Origin of the sequence: Arthrobacter parietis, from assembly GCF_039530425.1 — a bacterium.
Taxonomy (GTDB): Bacteria; Actinomycetota; Actinomycetes; order Actinomycetales; family Micrococcaceae; genus Arthrobacter_D; species Arthrobacter_D parietis.
Window position 1 is genome coordinate 184,344 of the sequence record NZ_BAAAON010000001.1, and the last position, 14,451, is coordinate 198,794.

The 14,451-nt window shown below is 65.0% G+C and carries 15 protein-coding genes; 5 read left to right on the top strand and 10 right to left on the bottom strand.

Annotated elements, in window-relative coordinates:
- A partial coding sequence (groL, locus tag ABFX19_RS00835; RefSeq protein ID WP_277359186.1) for a chaperonin GroEL occupies positions 1-1,613 on the bottom strand: 1,613 nt, incomplete at its 3' end.
- 87 nt (positions 1,614-1,700) lie between these two features.
- On the bottom strand, positions 1,701-1,997 hold the full coding sequence (gene groES / locus ABFX19_RS00840) for a co-chaperone GroES (RefSeq protein ID WP_204531574.1): 297 nt from the start codon (positions 1,995-1,997) through the stop codon (positions 1,701-1,703).
- Positions 1,998-2,369: 372 nt separating this feature from the next.
- On the opposite strand from groES, the gene ABFX19_RS00845 reads away from it, so the two are divergent.
- On the top strand, positions 2,370-3,581 hold the full coding sequence (locus ABFX19_RS00845; RefSeq protein ID WP_346027159.1) for a THUMP-like domain-containing protein: 1,212 nt from the start codon (positions 2,370-2,372) through the stop codon (positions 3,579-3,581).
- A gap of 20 nt (positions 3,582-3,601) precedes the next feature.
- Here ABFX19_RS00845 and ABFX19_RS00850 read toward each other — a convergent pair whose 3' ends face one another.
- Positions 3,602-4,423, bottom strand: a complete 822-nt coding sequence (locus tag ABFX19_RS00850; RefSeq protein ID WP_346027160.1) for a shikimate 5-dehydrogenase — start codon at positions 4,421-4,423, stop codon at positions 3,602-3,604.
- A gap of 150 nt (positions 4,424-4,573) precedes the next feature.
- Here ABFX19_RS00850 and ABFX19_RS00855 point away from each other — a divergent pair, with 150 nt between their 5' ends.
- Positions 4,574-5,713, top strand: coding sequence for a glutamate--cysteine ligase (locus ABFX19_RS00855; protein ID WP_346027161.1), 1,140 nt, complete (start codon positions 4,574-4,576; stop codon positions 5,711-5,713).
- A gap of 91 nt (positions 5,714-5,804) precedes the next feature.
- On the opposite strand, the gene ABFX19_RS00860 is transcribed toward ABFX19_RS00855, so the two are convergent.
- The 6 genes from ABFX19_RS00860 to alr form a co-directional block, all read right to left on the bottom strand.
- Positions 5,805-6,371, bottom strand: coding sequence for a TIGR03086 family metal-binding protein (locus ABFX19_RS00860; protein WP_346027162.1), 567 nt, complete (start codon positions 6,369-6,371; stop codon positions 5,805-5,807).
- Positions 6,372-6,482: 111 nt separating this feature from the next.
- On the bottom strand, positions 6,483-7,550 hold the full coding sequence (gene tsaD / locus ABFX19_RS00865; protein ID WP_346027163.1) for a tRNA (adenosine(37)-N6)-threonylcarbamoyltransferase complex transferase subunit TsaD: 1,068 nt from the start codon (positions 7,548-7,550) through the stop codon (positions 6,483-6,485).
- Positions 7,537-7,998 (bottom strand): ribosomal protein S18-alanine N-acetyltransferase, encoded by a 462-nt coding sequence (gene rimI, locus ABFX19_RS00870; protein WP_277359180.1) that lies wholly within the window; start codon positions 7,996-7,998, stop codon positions 7,537-7,539. Before rimI ends, tsaD begins: the two co-directional genes overlap by 14 nt.
- Positions 7,999-8,015: 17 nt before the next feature.
- Positions 8,016-8,669, bottom strand: coding sequence for a tRNA (adenosine(37)-N6)-threonylcarbamoyltransferase complex dimerization subunit type 1 TsaB (gene tsaB / locus ABFX19_RS00875; RefSeq protein WP_277359179.1), 654 nt, complete (start codon positions 8,667-8,669; stop codon positions 8,016-8,018).
- A gap of 1 nt (position 8,670) precedes the next feature.
- Positions 8,671-9,207, bottom strand: coding sequence for a tRNA (adenosine(37)-N6)-threonylcarbamoyltransferase complex ATPase subunit type 1 TsaE (gene tsaE, locus ABFX19_RS00880; RefSeq protein ID WP_346027164.1), 537 nt, complete (start codon positions 9,205-9,207; stop codon positions 8,671-8,673).
- Complete coding sequence (gene alr, locus ABFX19_RS00885; RefSeq protein ID WP_346027165.1) at positions 9,204-10,382, bottom strand: alanine racemase; 1,179 nt, start codon at positions 10,380-10,382, stop codon at positions 9,204-9,206. The genes tsaE and alr overlap by 4 nt, the downstream gene beginning before the upstream one ends.
- Before the next feature lie 99 nt (positions 10,383-10,481).
- Between alr and ABFX19_RS00890 the strand changes: the two genes are divergently transcribed.
- Positions 10,482-11,279 carry an SDR family oxidoreductase gene (locus ABFX19_RS00890; protein WP_346027166.1) on the top strand — a complete coding sequence of 266 codons (798 nt, stop codon included), beginning with the start codon at positions 10,482-10,484 and terminating at the stop codon, positions 11,277-11,279.
- A 12-nt stretch (positions 11,280-11,291) separates the two neighbouring features.
- Here ABFX19_RS00890 and ABFX19_RS00895 read toward each other — a convergent pair whose 3' ends face one another.
- Positions 11,292-12,377, bottom strand: coding sequence for a PfkB family carbohydrate kinase (locus ABFX19_RS00895; protein ID WP_346027167.1), 1,086 nt, complete (start codon positions 12,375-12,377; stop codon positions 11,292-11,294).
- A 54-nt stretch (positions 12,378-12,431) separates the two neighbouring features.
- Here ABFX19_RS00895 and ABFX19_RS00900 point away from each other — a divergent pair, with 54 nt between their 5' ends.
- Positions 12,432-13,778 carry a family 4 glycosyl hydrolase gene (locus ABFX19_RS00900; protein WP_346028015.1) on the top strand — a complete coding sequence of 449 codons (1,347 nt, stop codon included), beginning with the start codon at positions 12,432-12,434 and terminating at the stop codon, positions 13,776-13,778.
- Between the two features lie 55 nt (positions 13,779-13,833).
- Positions 13,834-14,244, top strand: coding sequence for a class I SAM-dependent methyltransferase (locus ABFX19_RS00905; RefSeq protein WP_346027168.1), 411 nt, complete (start codon positions 13,834-13,836; stop codon positions 14,242-14,244).
- The last annotated feature ends 207 nt before the right edge of the window (positions 14,245-14,451 follow it).

Consider the following 14,451-nt stretch of genomic DNA (forward strand, 5'->3'; position numbering starts at 1 on the left):
TAGTGGCTGTGGCCGTGGCCCTGCTCTTCTTCCTCAACCGGCTTCTCAACCACGAGGGTTTCGGTGGTGAGAACCAGTGCCGCGATCGACGCTGCGTTGCGCAGTGCCGACCGGGTGACCTTGACCGGGTCGATGATGCCGGCGTCGACCAGGTTTTCGTAGTCACCGGTGACGGCGTTGAAGCCGTGGCCGACCTCAAGCTGGCTCACCTTGTCGATGACGACGTAACCCTCGTAGCCGGCATTCTCGGCGATCCAGCGCAGCGGCTGGACCAGGGCGCGGCGCACGAGACCGACGGCGGTCGCGGCGTCGCCCTCGAGCTTGAGCACGCTTGGGTCCTCATCGAGGACCTTCGAGGCGTGAATCAGAGCGGAACCGCCGCCTGCCACGATGCCCTCTTCAAGGGCGGCGCGGGTCGAGGACACTGCGTCCTCGATGCGGTGCTTCTTTTCCTTGAGCTCAACTTCGGTGGCTGCACCGACCTTGATGACGCCGACGCCGCCGGCGAGCTTTGCGAGGCGCTCCTGGAGCTTCTCGCGGTCCCAATCGGAGTCGGTGCGCTCAACTTCAGCGCGGATCTGAGCGATGCGGTCCGCAACGTCCTGCTCGCTGCCTGCGCCGTCAACGATGGTGGTGTTGTCCTTCGTCACGGTGATGCGGCGGGCCGAGCCGAGAACCTCAAGACCGACCTGGTCCAGCTTCAGGCCGAGATCCGGTGAGACAACCTGCGCACCGGTGAGGGTGGCGATGTCCTGGAGCATGGCCTTGCGTCGGTCCCCGAAACCGGGAGCCTTGACTGCTACGACGTTGAGGGTGCCGCGGATCTTGTTGACCACCAGGGTGGACAGCGCTTCACCTTCAATGTCTTCGGCGATGATGAACAGCGGCTTGCCTGCCTGCAGCGCCTTCTCGAGCAGCGGCAGGAATTCCTGCAGAGCAGAGATCTTGCCGGAGTTGATCAGGATGAGCGCGTCTTCGAGGACGGCTTCCTGACGCTCTGCATCGGTGACGAAGTAGGGGCTCAGGAAGCCCTTGTCGAACTGCATGCCCTCGGTGAGGACCAGTTCGGTCTGGGTGGTCGAGGATTCCTCGATCGTGATGACGCCGTCCTTGCCGACCCGGTCGAAAGCTTCGGCGAGCAGGTCGCCGACTTCCTGGCTCTGGGCGGAGATAGCTGCGACGTTTGCTGTCTGCTTGCCAACGACCTCGCGGGCGTTCTCGAGCAGACGGGCAGCAACGGCCTCGATGGAGACCTCGATGCCGCGCTTCAGAGCGCCGGGGGCAGCGCCTGCTGCAACGTTCCGCAGGCCTTCCTTGACCAGTGCCTGCGCGAGGACGGTAGCCGTCGTCGTGCCGTCACCGGCGACGTCGTTGGTCTTGGTGGCAACTTCCTTGGCGAGCTGCGCGCCGAGGTTCTCATAGGGGTCGTCCAGCTCCACCTCACGGGCGATGGTCACGCCGTCGTTCGTGATGGTGGGGGCGCCCCACTTCTTGTCGAGGACGACGTTGCGTCCACGAGGGCCGAGAGTCACCTTGACGGTGTCGGCCAGCTTGTCGACGCCTGCTTCGAGCTTGCGTCGGGCGGCGTCGTTGAATTCCAACTGCTTTGCCATGTTGTTTCGTTCCTTTCAGGCTTGTGCAGGAATGTGTACTGACAGGAAAGAACCCCGGCCGATGCTGACCGGGGTTCTTCTGCACAACTACTTGACGATGATCGCCAGAACGTCGCGAGCGGAAAGAACCAGGTATTCCTGGCCTCCGTGCTTGACTTCGGTTCCGCCGTACTTGGAGTAGATGACGACGTCGCCTTCAGCTACATCAACGGGAACGCGGTTGCCATTGTCATCAACGCGGCCGGGGCCTACTGCGACAACTTCGCCCTCCTGGGGCTTTTCCTTGGCAGTGTCCGGGATGACCAGACCGGATGCGGTGGTCTGCTCGCCTTCCAGCGGGCGGACGACAATACGATCTTCAAGAGGCTTGATAGAGACCGACACTCGGACCTCTCCTTCACTTGGTTTGAATGAATCTTTGGGTATCGAGCAGGCGCTGACCGTCGTCGCGGTGCCGGTTGGCGCATCCTCGAAGGATTAGCAGCCTCATAGTGAGAGTGCCAAGTCTGACTTTATGCAACGGTTAGCACTCGGTCAAGGCGAGTGCCAGAGGGGTGGTGTTGCAGGGCGGGCCGGGCCCCCTGCGCCGGTCCGAATTCCCCGCTTCCTGGAGCCGGCAGGGGCGTGTCGGCGGGAACACGCCGGTGATGCGCGGACTTTCACAGCAGGACGTGGGGGATCCGGCCCCGGGCACAACCCCTAGACTGAAGAACCGGACCCAGCCCCTCGCCGAAAGCTCCAGTTGAAAGCGACACCGTGACCCAGAACCTCCTTGAGCCCATCCTGACTCCCGAGGGCTGGGAGCTGCTCAACTCTCTCGGACCGTACTCCGAAGCGGACAGCCTCCGGCTCAACGAACAGCTCCGCGCGGCGGGCCACTCCCCCGACGTCGTCAATGCAGCCCTCACCCAGTCCCGGCTCCGTGCTAAGGCTCAGGTGAAGTTCGGTCCCTTCGCCGACCGGATGCTTTTCACCCCAGCCGGCCTCGAGCAGGCAACCCGCCTCAGCGTCGCCGCCCGCCACGCCCAACGCTACGTCACTGCCGGCGTCCAGAAGGTCGCAGACCTTGGCTGCGGGATTGGCGCCGACTCGATGGCCCTCGCCACGCTGGAACGCGACGTCACCGCCGTCGAACTCGACGAAACCACCGCCGCTGCCGCCACCATGAATCTGCTGCCGTGGTCCAACGCGACCGTTGTCAACACTGATGCCTCCTCCCTTGACCTGACAGAGTACGACGGCGTGTGGCTGGACCCCGCCCGACGGACCACTTCCAGCTCAGGCACCAGGCGCCTCTTCGACCCGGAAGCCTTCTCGCCTCCCCTGTCCTTCGTGGAGAGCCTCGCGGACACCGGCATGCCTGTGGGTGTGAAGCTCGGGCCCGGGATCCCGCATGACGCGGTTCCGCCCAACTGCGAAGCCCAGTGGGTAAGCGTGGACGGCGATGTTGCCGAGGTAGTGCTCTGGTTCAACGCCCTCCGCCGCGACAACGTCCGCCGCGGCGCCCTGCTAATCGGCGCCGACGGCGCCGCTGAGCTGACCAGCCACACCAACTTCGGCGAGGACGACGACGCCCCTATCGGTCCGGTGGAAGGCTACCTCTACGAACCGGACGGCGCTGTGATCAGGGCCGGATTGGTAGCCGACGTTGCTCGTTCCATCGGCGGGCACCTGGTCGACCCGCACATCGCCTACATCTGCGCGCCGGAGCTGGTAGACACCCCGTTCGCCCGGCCCTACCGCGTCCTCGAAGTGATGCCCTACAACGTCAAGGCGTTGAAAGCGTGGGTCAAGGCCAACGACATAGGGATTCTCGACATCAAAAAGCGCGGAACCTCAGTCACGCCCGAAGAGCTGCGCAAGCAGCTCCTCGCCGGCTCGAAGAAGGCAACGAACAAGGCAACGCTGGTACTGACGCGGATCGGCGAAGAGCGCGTCGCCGTCGTCGTCGATCCTGTACTGGGCTAGATCCGGTACTGCTCTGGCAGCTACGCAGGCTGCCGCGAAAACTCTCCCGCCTGGCGGATCTGCTCAGCCGATGGACGCACGCCGGTGTAGAGGACAAACTGTTCGGCCGCTTGCAGCGCAATCACCTCGGCTCCGGTGAGCACGGGCTTGCCTGCGCGCCGGGCCGCCTGGATGAGCGGCGTCTCCGACGGCAACGCAACGACGTCGAACACCAGCGACGCCGCAGCAATCGCCTCGTCGCTGAAGGACTGTACCTCCTCGTCCTGCCCGGCCATGCCGAGCGGCGTTACGTTGATGAGCAGGTCCGCGGTGGAGTTTCCCGGCTCGGCCTGCCACTGGAACCCGTACAACCCTGCCAGGCGTCTGCCGGCCTCCTCGTTCCGTGCAACAACCGTCACCCGGGTGAAGCCCGCGTCCCGTACGGCCGCGGCAACAGCCTTGGCCATTCCGCCGGAGCCGCGCAGCAGAACCGACGACGACGGCGTCACCTCCGAGCGCTGTTTGATCAGTTCCGCGACCGCAAGGTAATCGGTGTTGTAGGCGATGAGGACGCCGTCGTCGTTCACGATGGTGTTTACCGAATCGATGGCCAGCGCGGAGGGATCCATGCGGTCCACCAGCTCGATGACGTCTTCCTTGAATGGCATCGATACGGCGCACCCGCGAATCCCCAGCGCGCGTACGCCGCCGATGGCTGCCGGAAGATCCGTGGTGGTGAACGCTTTGTAGATGTAGTTCAGGCCCAGCTGGTCATACAGCCAGTTGTGGAAGCGGGTTCCTAGATTGCTCGGCCGGGCGGCGAGGGAGATACACAGGACCATGTCTTTGTTCAGGATCGGCACCCGTCAATTATGCCGGTCGTTTCCTGAGGGTGGTCGCTTCACACGGCAGAACGGAACCTCTCCTGCACTACTATTGGGTCAGTTCTCACCCGCGATGGCGCGATACCGAGGCACACATTTCCAACAGTCCGGTACCGGTCAGGAGCAGCATTGAAGATTGATTTCGCGAAGTCCGAGCAATCGACCCTCGGCGTTGAGTGGGAGCTCGCCCTGGTCGACCGTTACAACGGTGACCTGGTCTCTGTGGCCAAAGAGGTACTTCGCGGAGTCAACGAACGGCATCCCGAGCTGCAGGCCGATGACGAGCATCCCCACATCAAGCAGGAACTTCTCCTCAACACTGTGGAGATTGTGACGGGCATCTGCCATACCGTCGCTGAAGCCAAAGAAGACCTGAGCCGGTCGCTGGCCGCGGTGCGCGAGGTCACGGACCCGATGGGCGTTGAGTTGTTCTCCGCCGGTTCGCATCCGTTCAGTGCGCCGCGTTCCCAACCGGTCACGGACAAGGACCGGTACTTCAAGCTGATCGATCGCACCCAGTGGTGGGGCCAGCAGATGGTCATTTACGGCGTCCATGTGCACGTGGGTCTGGATTCACGGGACAAGGCGCTTCCGGTGGTCGATGGGCTGGTGAATTACTTCCCGCATTTCCAGGCGATTTCAGCGTCGTCGCCGTTCTGGGGAGGCGAAGATACCGGTTACGCGTCCCAGCGCGCGCTGATGTTTCAGCAGCTTCCCACCGCCGGCCTGCCGTTCCAGTTCCCCAGCTGGGCGGAGTATGAGTCCTATGTGCAGGACATGTTCACCACCGGTGTGATCGATACGGTGAGCGAAATCCGCTGGGACATTCGCCCGGTCGGAAACCTTGGAACCGTTGAAATGCGCGTGTGCGACGGGCTCTCGACGCTCGAGGACGTCGGCGCGGTGGCTGCGCTGACCCAGTGCCTCGTGGACGACTTCTCAACCACCCTCGACAACGGCGGCTCGATCCCCACCATGCCGCCCTGGCATGTGCAGGAGAACAAGTGGCGCGCCGCCCGTTACGGGCTGGAAGCGATCATCATTCTGGACGCCGCCGGCAACGAGCGCCTGGTCACCGAGCATCTGATGGACGAGCTGAACCGGCTCGAGCCCGTCGCGGCGAAGCTTGGTTGCAGCCAGGAGCTCGCCGACGTTGAGAAAATCCTGCAGCGCGGCGCGGGTTACCAGCGCCAGCGCCGCATCGCCGCCGAGAACAATGGCGACCTGAGCGCCGTCGTACTGGATATGGTGCGCCAGCTCCGCGCCTAACCGTCCCCCGCGCTGAATTCGCAGGACACACCCCTTTTGCGCGTCCTTTAGGTGCGTGTCCTGACAACTCGACGCCAGGTTGTGCGCGAACTCAGGCGTTGACGGCCGGCTGCCAGCCGGCGTCGCGGCCCATCCGAGCCAGAAGCCTTGTTGCCCGATCCGCATCTGCCCGGGCAGGAAGCGCCGGCCGGCAAATCCCTTCCATGTAGAGGTTCTCGCCGAATCCCTCGAGCGACTTCTCAATGAGGTCAAGCTCTGATTCGTTGAACTTGGTGTCCCTGCCGGCGCCGCGGGCAATATCCCAGCGATGCACCAGCAGGTCGAACCCGTAGAAGGTTGCGAGCGTAGCGCCGACCGTCGTCGGCCCGAAAAACCCGTCGAACGACGTTTCCGCGAGCTCGGCGGTGTCGAGGACGTGCTGAACCCGCGACGCATGAGTCTTCCACGCGCCCGCCGGGTCCTGCGCCGTGTCCGGCCTGGAGCCCGTGTCAATGTCATGCTGGCTCAGGAAATCGCGTTCAGTGTCGATCAGGTGGTCAAGGACATCGCGGACTGTCCAGCCGGCACACGGCGACGGGGCATTCCAGTCCTCCACAGTCTCGAGGATCTCGGTCAAGCGGGCATTCTCAGTCCTAAACAGCTCCGAGTAGGTAGTCATCGCACTACCGTAAACCGCAGGCCACCCGAGCGACAGCCCCCCGCGAATTCACAGGACACTCCCCTTTCGCGCGTCCTTTGGGGGCGTGTCCTGACAAATGAACGCGAAGGGTTAGAGGTGAACCGTACTCACCGGCATTGAGGAATCAGTACCGAAGCCGATCCCGCTGGGCTCGCCGCCGTCCATGATGATGCGCGCGGCAAGAGCCGCCACCATGGCGCCGTTGTCAGTGCATAACGACGACGGCGGAATAGTGAGCGTGATCCCCGCCGCCTCACAGCGTTCCCGGGTCAGCTGACGGAGCCGCGAGTTCGACGCCACTCCCCCGCCCAGCAGCAGCGACGTGATGCCGTTCTCGGTACAGGCCAGCACCGCCTTCGACGTGATGATGTCCACCACAGCTTCCTGAAAGGACGCCGCGACGTCCGCGACCGGCACCTCGACACCGCGCGCCTCGCAGTCCTCGACGAACCGTGCTACGGCGGTCTTCAGTCCGCTGAACGACCAGTCATACCGGTGCGGGCCGGGTTGCTCAGCGGTCCCCAGGTACTTGGGCTGGCTCAGCCCGCGCGGAAATCTCACTGCAGCAGGATTGCCCTGCGCGGCAATCCGGTCAATCGCCGGACCCCCCGGATACCCGAGACCGAGGATGCGCGCCACCTTGTCGTACGCCTCACCGGCGGCGTCGTCGATCGTGGAACCCAACAGCTCGACGTCGGAAGCCAGGTTGCGCACGCGCAGGATCTCCGTGTGCCCACCGGATACCAGCAGTGCCCCAAGGTTCTCGGGCAGTTCGCCGGAGTCGAGCAGCCCTACCCCGACGTGTGCCACCAGGTGGTTCACCGCGTAAAGCGGTTTGCCCGTCGCCACTGAAAGCGCCTTCGCGGCCGCCACGCCGACCATCAGCGCTCCGGACAGCCCGGGGCCAGAGGTGACGGCGAGCGCGTCGACGTCGGCCAGCTGCACCCCGGCGTCATCGAGCGCCTGCTGAAGCGTGGGCACCATCGCGTCAAGGTGTGCCCGGGAAGCGATCTCGGGAATGACACCGCCGAAGCGCACGTGCTCGTCCATGGAGGATGACACGGCGTTGGTCAGCAGGGTGGTTCCGCGCACGATTCCGACGCCGGTCTCGTCACAGGAGGACTCGATCCCCAGCACCAGGGGTTCAGACCGGTTCATGATCACCTTTCGCTGCGCCGGAGGAGTCGAAGATCAGCCGCATGACGTGCGCATTCACACCATCGCGGTAATACCGTCGCCGAGTGTGGATGTGCTCGAAACCGAACAGCTCATACAGCCGGCGCGCCCGCGGGTTGTCCTCGCGGACTTCGAGCAGGGTTTCCGCTGCACCGCGCCGCCGCGCTTCCTTGAGCATGCTGGTCAGCATTGCCGTGCCGATTCCCCGGCCCTCATACTCCGGCAGCACACCGATGGTCTGGATGTCCGCCGTCCTACCGACCACCATGACGCCGCAGTAGCCAATGAGCTCCCCATCAACTTCGGCAATCAGGTACTCCCGCGTCTCGGTCTGGGCGAACTCGTCGAAGAACAGTTCCAGCGGCCAGGCATCAATCGGAAAAAGCTTCTGCTCCAGCATGCCGACCGCGGGGATGTCCTGCAGCCGCATGGGCCGAAGAGTAAACGTCACAGCAGCGCCTTCTTCCGCGGGCCCGGCACCTTGGCATCCGACTCCCGGAGGTACAGCGGAGTAGTCGGGCGCAGGGTCCCACCCCTGGCGAGGGTATGCTCCGCGACCAAAGCCAGCGCCGCGGCGTCGGGCGTGAGTTCGGTTGCAGCGGCTGAACCGGTCAGCCGCTCAGCATAGAGGCCGGCACCGCGGCCATACACCGGCAGGTTCGGAACATCTTCCGCGGGGCCCACATGCGGACCGTCCACGAGGACCGGCAACGGAGATTCCGCCCGGTAGCGCGCCCAGTACACTTCCTTTCGCCGGGCATCGGTGGCCACCGCGAACTCGCCCCCGGCGTGCCCGGCGTCGAGCGCCACCGCGTCCAGGCTCATCACTCCGTGCAGCGGCACGCTCCATACAAAGGACAGCATCCGTGCCGTCGCGATGCCGGCACGCAGCCCAGTGAACGGGCCGGGACCGACGCCCACCACGATCGCATCGAGTTCCGTTCCGCGCACTGCTGCGTCTGCCAACAATTGCTCGACGGCGGGAGCCAGCACTTCAGCGTGTGAGCGCGTGTCGGTTGAGGCGAACCGCTGGAGAACGACGCCGTTGCGCACCAGCCCAGCGCTGGCGGCGGCGGACGTGTCAAGGGACAAAATCAGCACGTTAGACCAGCGCTCCCAGCTGTTGGTCCACCCAGCGCGGACCGAAGGCTTCGATGCGCACCTGGCGCGGTTCGTCGTCGTCGTCATCGGTTGGTGCCGCCTGCCCCGCGGGCGAACCGGCAGCAGGAGAGGCGGCGGGACGCACCAGCGTGATGTGCAGCCAACTCTCAGCCAGGTGCTCCACCCGGCCGGATCCCCATTCCACCACTGTGACGGAACTGTCCAGCGTCGATTCAAGGTCGAGGTCGTCTATTTCTGAGTCTGACTCGAGCCGGTAGGCATCGACGTGGACCAGCGCGGGCCCGTCGGCGAGCGAGGGATGATTCCGGACCAGCACAAAGGTGGGAGAAATGATGCCTTCCCGCACGCCGAGCCCGCGGCCCAGTCCCTGCGTGAAGGTGGTTTTGCCCGCTCCGAGCTCGCCGGTGAGGATGAGAAGGTCACCGGCGGCGAGCCGGCTTCCAATGCTTGTGGCCGCGCCCTGCAACTCCTCGACGGATGCTACGGAAAATTCCTGCGACCAGACAAGACCGGTCACTGGTCAGCCTCCGCGTCAATAGCCTCTGAATCGACATACCGGCGGGTCACGCGGGGGCTGATGCGGGTGACAATCTCGTAGTTGATTGAGCCGCTTGCCCGGGCCCAGTCATCGGCTGTGGGCGTGCCGCCGCCCGCTCCGAAGAGAACCGCCTCCTGGCCCAGTGGACTGTCCTCCGAGTCCGCGATCCCGGTCTCCTCGAAATCGATGACGAACTGGTCCATGGCGATCCTGCCCACTACCGGGTAGAACCTGCCGCCGACCGAGACAGGGGCACCGGTTGCTACTCGTGGCACGCCGTCGCCGTAACCCACCGGCACGAGCCCCAACGTGGTTCGCTTGTCCGTGCGGTAGGCCAGTCCGTAGGAGACACCGTGGCCTTCCGGCACTTCCTTGCAATTGGCGATGGTGGTCCGGAAGCTCATGACCGGGCGGAGCCCGAGCTCCTCCGAGGACTGCCCGTCAAACGGCGAGAGCCCATAGATTCCAAGGCCCACCCGTACAAGGTCGAAATGCGCGTCCGGCCGGGAGAGCGTGCCGGGGGTATTGGCCAGGTGGCGTACCTCAAGGTCAACTCCTGCGTCCTCGGCGACTGCGACAGCCTCCCGGAAACGGTCAATCTGCTCGTCGGTTTCTTCGCGGTCGGGTTCATCCGCGACGGCGAGGTGGGAGAAGACTCCGACCACCCGCAGCAGCCCGTCCTCCTGGTGCTCCAGCGCCCGGCCCAGGAGTGCTTCCCACTGCTCCGGCGGGCAGCCGTTCCGGCCCAGGCCGGTATCGATCTTGAGGTGCACGCGCGCGGGACGTTCGATCCTGCGTGCTTCCGCGACGACGTGAGCCAGCTCCCAACCCGAAATGCCGAGGTCCACACCCAGCTCGATGGCAGCGGCGAAATCACTGGACTCAGTGTGCAGCCAGGCGAGGATCGGTGCTTCAATGCCGGCGCGGCGCAGTTCAACGGCTTCGGCGATGTGGGCAACGCCCAACCACGTTGCGCCCGCCTCCAGCGCCGCCTTTGCCACGGGAACCGCGCCGTGTCCGTAGCCGTCCGCCTTCACTACGGCCATGACGCGTGCCGGGCTCGCTATCTCGGCGATGTGGCGAACGTTGTGCCGCAGCGCGGCGAGGTCAATGTCCACACGCCGTTCCGGTACTGGTCCTGCTGAAAAACTCACAGGTCCATTCTGTCAGTTCCGGGCGGACCGCCGGGAATCCGGCTGCACCGCGCGCTGTGCACCCTTGCCTTCAACTTTCAGGGAGCGACAGGATGGACCATGACCTTCTCACCGAAAACGGCAATAGTCACCGGGTCTGATTCCGGCATCGGACACGCTACCGCGGTAGCACTCGCAGAAGCGGGATGCGACATCGGCGTCACCTGGCATTCGGACCAAGAGGGGGCTGAGGAGACAGCCCGCCAGGTGCGGGCTCAAGGCCGAAAAGCGGCCGTCGCGCAACTCGACACCACCGACATCCCAGTGTGCGGCGACGTCATCGACCGGCTGGCTGACGAGCTGGGCGGCGTGGACGTCTTCGTCAACAACGCCGGAACCGGTGACGGAACTCCGTTCCTGGATCTGGACCTGGATACGTGGCGCACCACCGTGGGGGCGAACCTGGACGGCGCTTTTGTCTGCATCCAGCGCGCGGCGAAGCACATGGTCAGTGCGGGAAAAGGTGGACGGATCATCGCTGTGACGAGCGTGCACCAGGAACAGCCCCGGGTGGGTGCAGCGGCCTACGACGCATCGAAGCACGGCTTGGGCGGCCTGATCCGCACCATTGCGCTTGAGCTCAGCGACCGCGGAATCACGGCAAACACGGTTCTCCCCGGCGAGATCGCTACTCCCATGACGCACGAGGAAAACGAGGACCCGCACGAGATCAGCCGTCCCGGCATACCACTGGGGCGCCCGGGCGATGCCCGGGAAATCGCCGCCGTCATCGCGTTCCTTGCCTCGCCCGCCAGCAGTTACGTCACCGGCGCATCGTGGGCTGTGGACGGCGGAATGCTACAGATGGGGCCACAGGCGGGATCGCATATCACCAGTGACGACTGGCGAACGGTCTGATTGGAAGCCCCCTTACGCGTCCGATTGCGTCGCAATGGTGGCGCTCGCGCGCCGCACCGCTGACGGAGGAACGTTCGACACGATGTCCTCCAGGAAGGCGTAGCGCCGCAGCCACTGCTTCCGCACGCCGTCGCGCTCGGCACTCACCCGCCGCCACCAGTCGGCGATGTCTCCCCAACCGGGTGCTGCGAGGGAACCGCCCACCTCCTGAACCGACAGCGAAGCGCACAGGTTGGCGAACGCCAGCCGGTCCGCAAGCGGCCACCCCGCCAGATCACCCATCACGAAAGCCGCGCCGAAACAGTCACCGGCGCCCGTGGGATCGTAGGCATTCACTGGCAGCGCGGGCACCCATTCCTCCTCCCCGGTCAGGGAGTCGACGGCGATGGCACCCTGCTGGCCGACCGTCACTACTGCCACCGGCACCCGATCGGCGAGCGCATACAGGGCCGCCCACGGGTCGCTGGTCCGGGTGTAGGCCATGGCCTCGGTCTCGTTGGGCAGGAAAGCGTGGAAAAACTGCAGCGAATCGAGCGCCTCCGAAGACCAGGTTCCGCTTGGGTCCCAACCGACGTCGCCGAAGAGCCGCATGCCTTGGGCGTGTGCTGCGGGCACCCAAGGTTCCACCTCCGGGCCGACCTCAGCAATGGCCGCCCGGCAGCGCGGCAGGTCCGCGATAAGTGCGGAGGCCGAGAGCGGCGAGGGATGTCCGTGCGTGACCATCGACCTGTCCCTGTCGACCGAGAGCGAGACCGTCACCGGCGAATGCCACTGCTCGAAAGTCCTTGACCTGGACAGGTCAACGTGCTCCTGCCCCTCGAGGATGCTGCGGTTGAAGGCGCCGTAGCCGTCGTCGCCGAATGCGGCCGCCAGGGTGGTGCGCAGGCCCAATCTGCTTGCCGCGATGGCCTGGTTCGCCACCCCGCCCGGGCACGAGCCCATCCCCTCGGCCCAGGCTTCGGTTCCGGGTGTGGGCAGCGCTTCGAGGCCGGTAAAGATAATGTCGAAGAACACCGAGCCGGTCAGCAGGAGGTCGAATTCCGGATCGTTCCCGGTCCGAGCGGAGGCGAGCGGATCGAAGCGGTTCAGTGCGGCCATGTAGGGCACATTACTCTGCGCTCAGGCGACAGGAAGGATCACCACATGCATGCCATCAGACTGGCTATCATCGGCGGCGGCGGGTTTCGCGTGCCCCTCATCTACCGTGCGCTCTGCTCGGGAGTCTTTGCCGGATTGGTCCACGAAGTCCGCCTGTACGACGCCGATCCCTCCCGCACAGCGGCCGTCGCCCGTGTGGCACACGACATGCCCCTACCGGACGGCGCGCAGCCACCCCGTCTCACCGTGAGCGACCGGTTGGAGGACGCGTTGGCGGGGGCCGACGTCGTCTTCGTTGCCATCCGTCCCGGCCGTGCCTCCGGGCGCGTGCTGGACGAGCGGGTGGCGATCGCCGAAGGGCTGTTGGGGCAGGAAACGGTGGGTGCCGGCGGTCTGTCCTACGCGCTGCGGTCGATTCCGGAAATGCTCTCGGTAGCCGAAGCGATCGTCGCGGTATGCCCGGATGCGTGGGTCATCAACTTCACCAATCCCGCCGGAATCATCACCGAGGCTCTGCAGCCGCTCCTCGGCGAACGCGTCATCGGGATCTGTGACTCCGCGTCCGGGCTGGTGAGCAGGGCGTCCCTTGCGGCCGGCGTACCGTTGCCGCCCGGTGCCCTGACCGGCGTCGACTACGTGGGCCTGAATCACCTGGGATGGTTGAGGAGATTGGAGTACGACGGCGGTGACCTCCTGCCCGCTCTGCTCGCCGATCCTTCCCGGCTGGCTTCATTCGAGGAAGGCCGGGTGTTCGGTCCGCAGTTCCTGCACATGCTCGGTGCGCTCCCAAACGAGTATCTCTTTTACTACTACTTCCACGCGGAGACCCGGCGGTCCGTCTCGGCTGCTGCCGAAACCCGGGGGGAATCGCTGGTTCGGCAGCAGGAGGGTCTGTACCCGGAGCTGCTCGTGACCGATACGCCGTTCGCCGTCTGGGAAGCAGCCCGGCGTTTCCGGGAAGAGGGGTACCTTGCCGAAGCCCGTACGGAGGAGGAATCCCGCGATGAAGCAGACCTGGCGGGCGGTGGATACGAGCAGGTCGCCCTGACGGTAATGAGTGCACTGGTGCGGGACGAGGCTGCTGAGCTAATCCTCAACATCCGCAACGGGCACACAATCTCCCAGCTGCCCGCAGGTGCCGTGGTGGAGATCCCGGCCCGCGTCACCGGCCGCGGCGTCGAGGCTCTGCCGGTGGGCACGCCGACGCCGCACCAGCTCGGCCTGATGGCACAGGTCAAAGGGGTCGAGCAGGACGTGATCGCCGCCGTCGTGCAGGGGGACCGCTCACTGGCGCTGCGTGCCTTCACACTGCATCCGTTGATCGACTCCGCGCACACCGCGCAGCGGCTACTTAGAGGGTACGAGAAGGCATTCCCGGAATTGCGGGATCTCTGGCGGTAATTCCGGGAGCCCATTGAATCCCTGGAGCCCTAGTGGGTGAGGTACCGTCTGTGTGATGCCTGACGCTATCTTTGATCACCCACGGGTTGCCCGCGTGTATGACCCTCTTGATCCCGACCGCAGCGATCTGGAGACCTATGTGGACCTTGTGGACGAGTTCGGCTCGTCAGCGGTTCTCGACGTTGGTTGCGGTACAGGGACCTTGTGCTCCCGGCTGGTAACAGAGCGGAGTCTCCAGGTGTTCGGGGTCGACCCTGCCGGGGCCTCGGTGGATGTCGCCCGGACCAAACCGGGGGCAGACCGGGTGACATGGCTGGTGGGAACCGCGGTGGATGTTGCCGCAGATTCCTCCCAGGAAGGGCAGTACGACCTGGCGACAATGACTGCCAATGTCGCGCAGGTCTTTCTTGATGACGGGGAATGGCTTGCCAGGGAGAGGGACCGGTCGAGGACTGGGTTCAGGTAACCCAGGTTGATGGGGAGTTCGTTACGTTCGAATCCCCGACCATTTTCCACGCTGATGGTGAGCGCATCGACTCCATGTCCACTCTGCGATTCCGCTCCCAAGAGGCGCTTTGCCTGTCCCTGGCTAAAGCAGGTTTCACCAGTACCGAAGTGCGTGACCTGCCCTATGCACCGGGCCGTGGCTGGCTCATAGTCGCCCGCGTCTGAG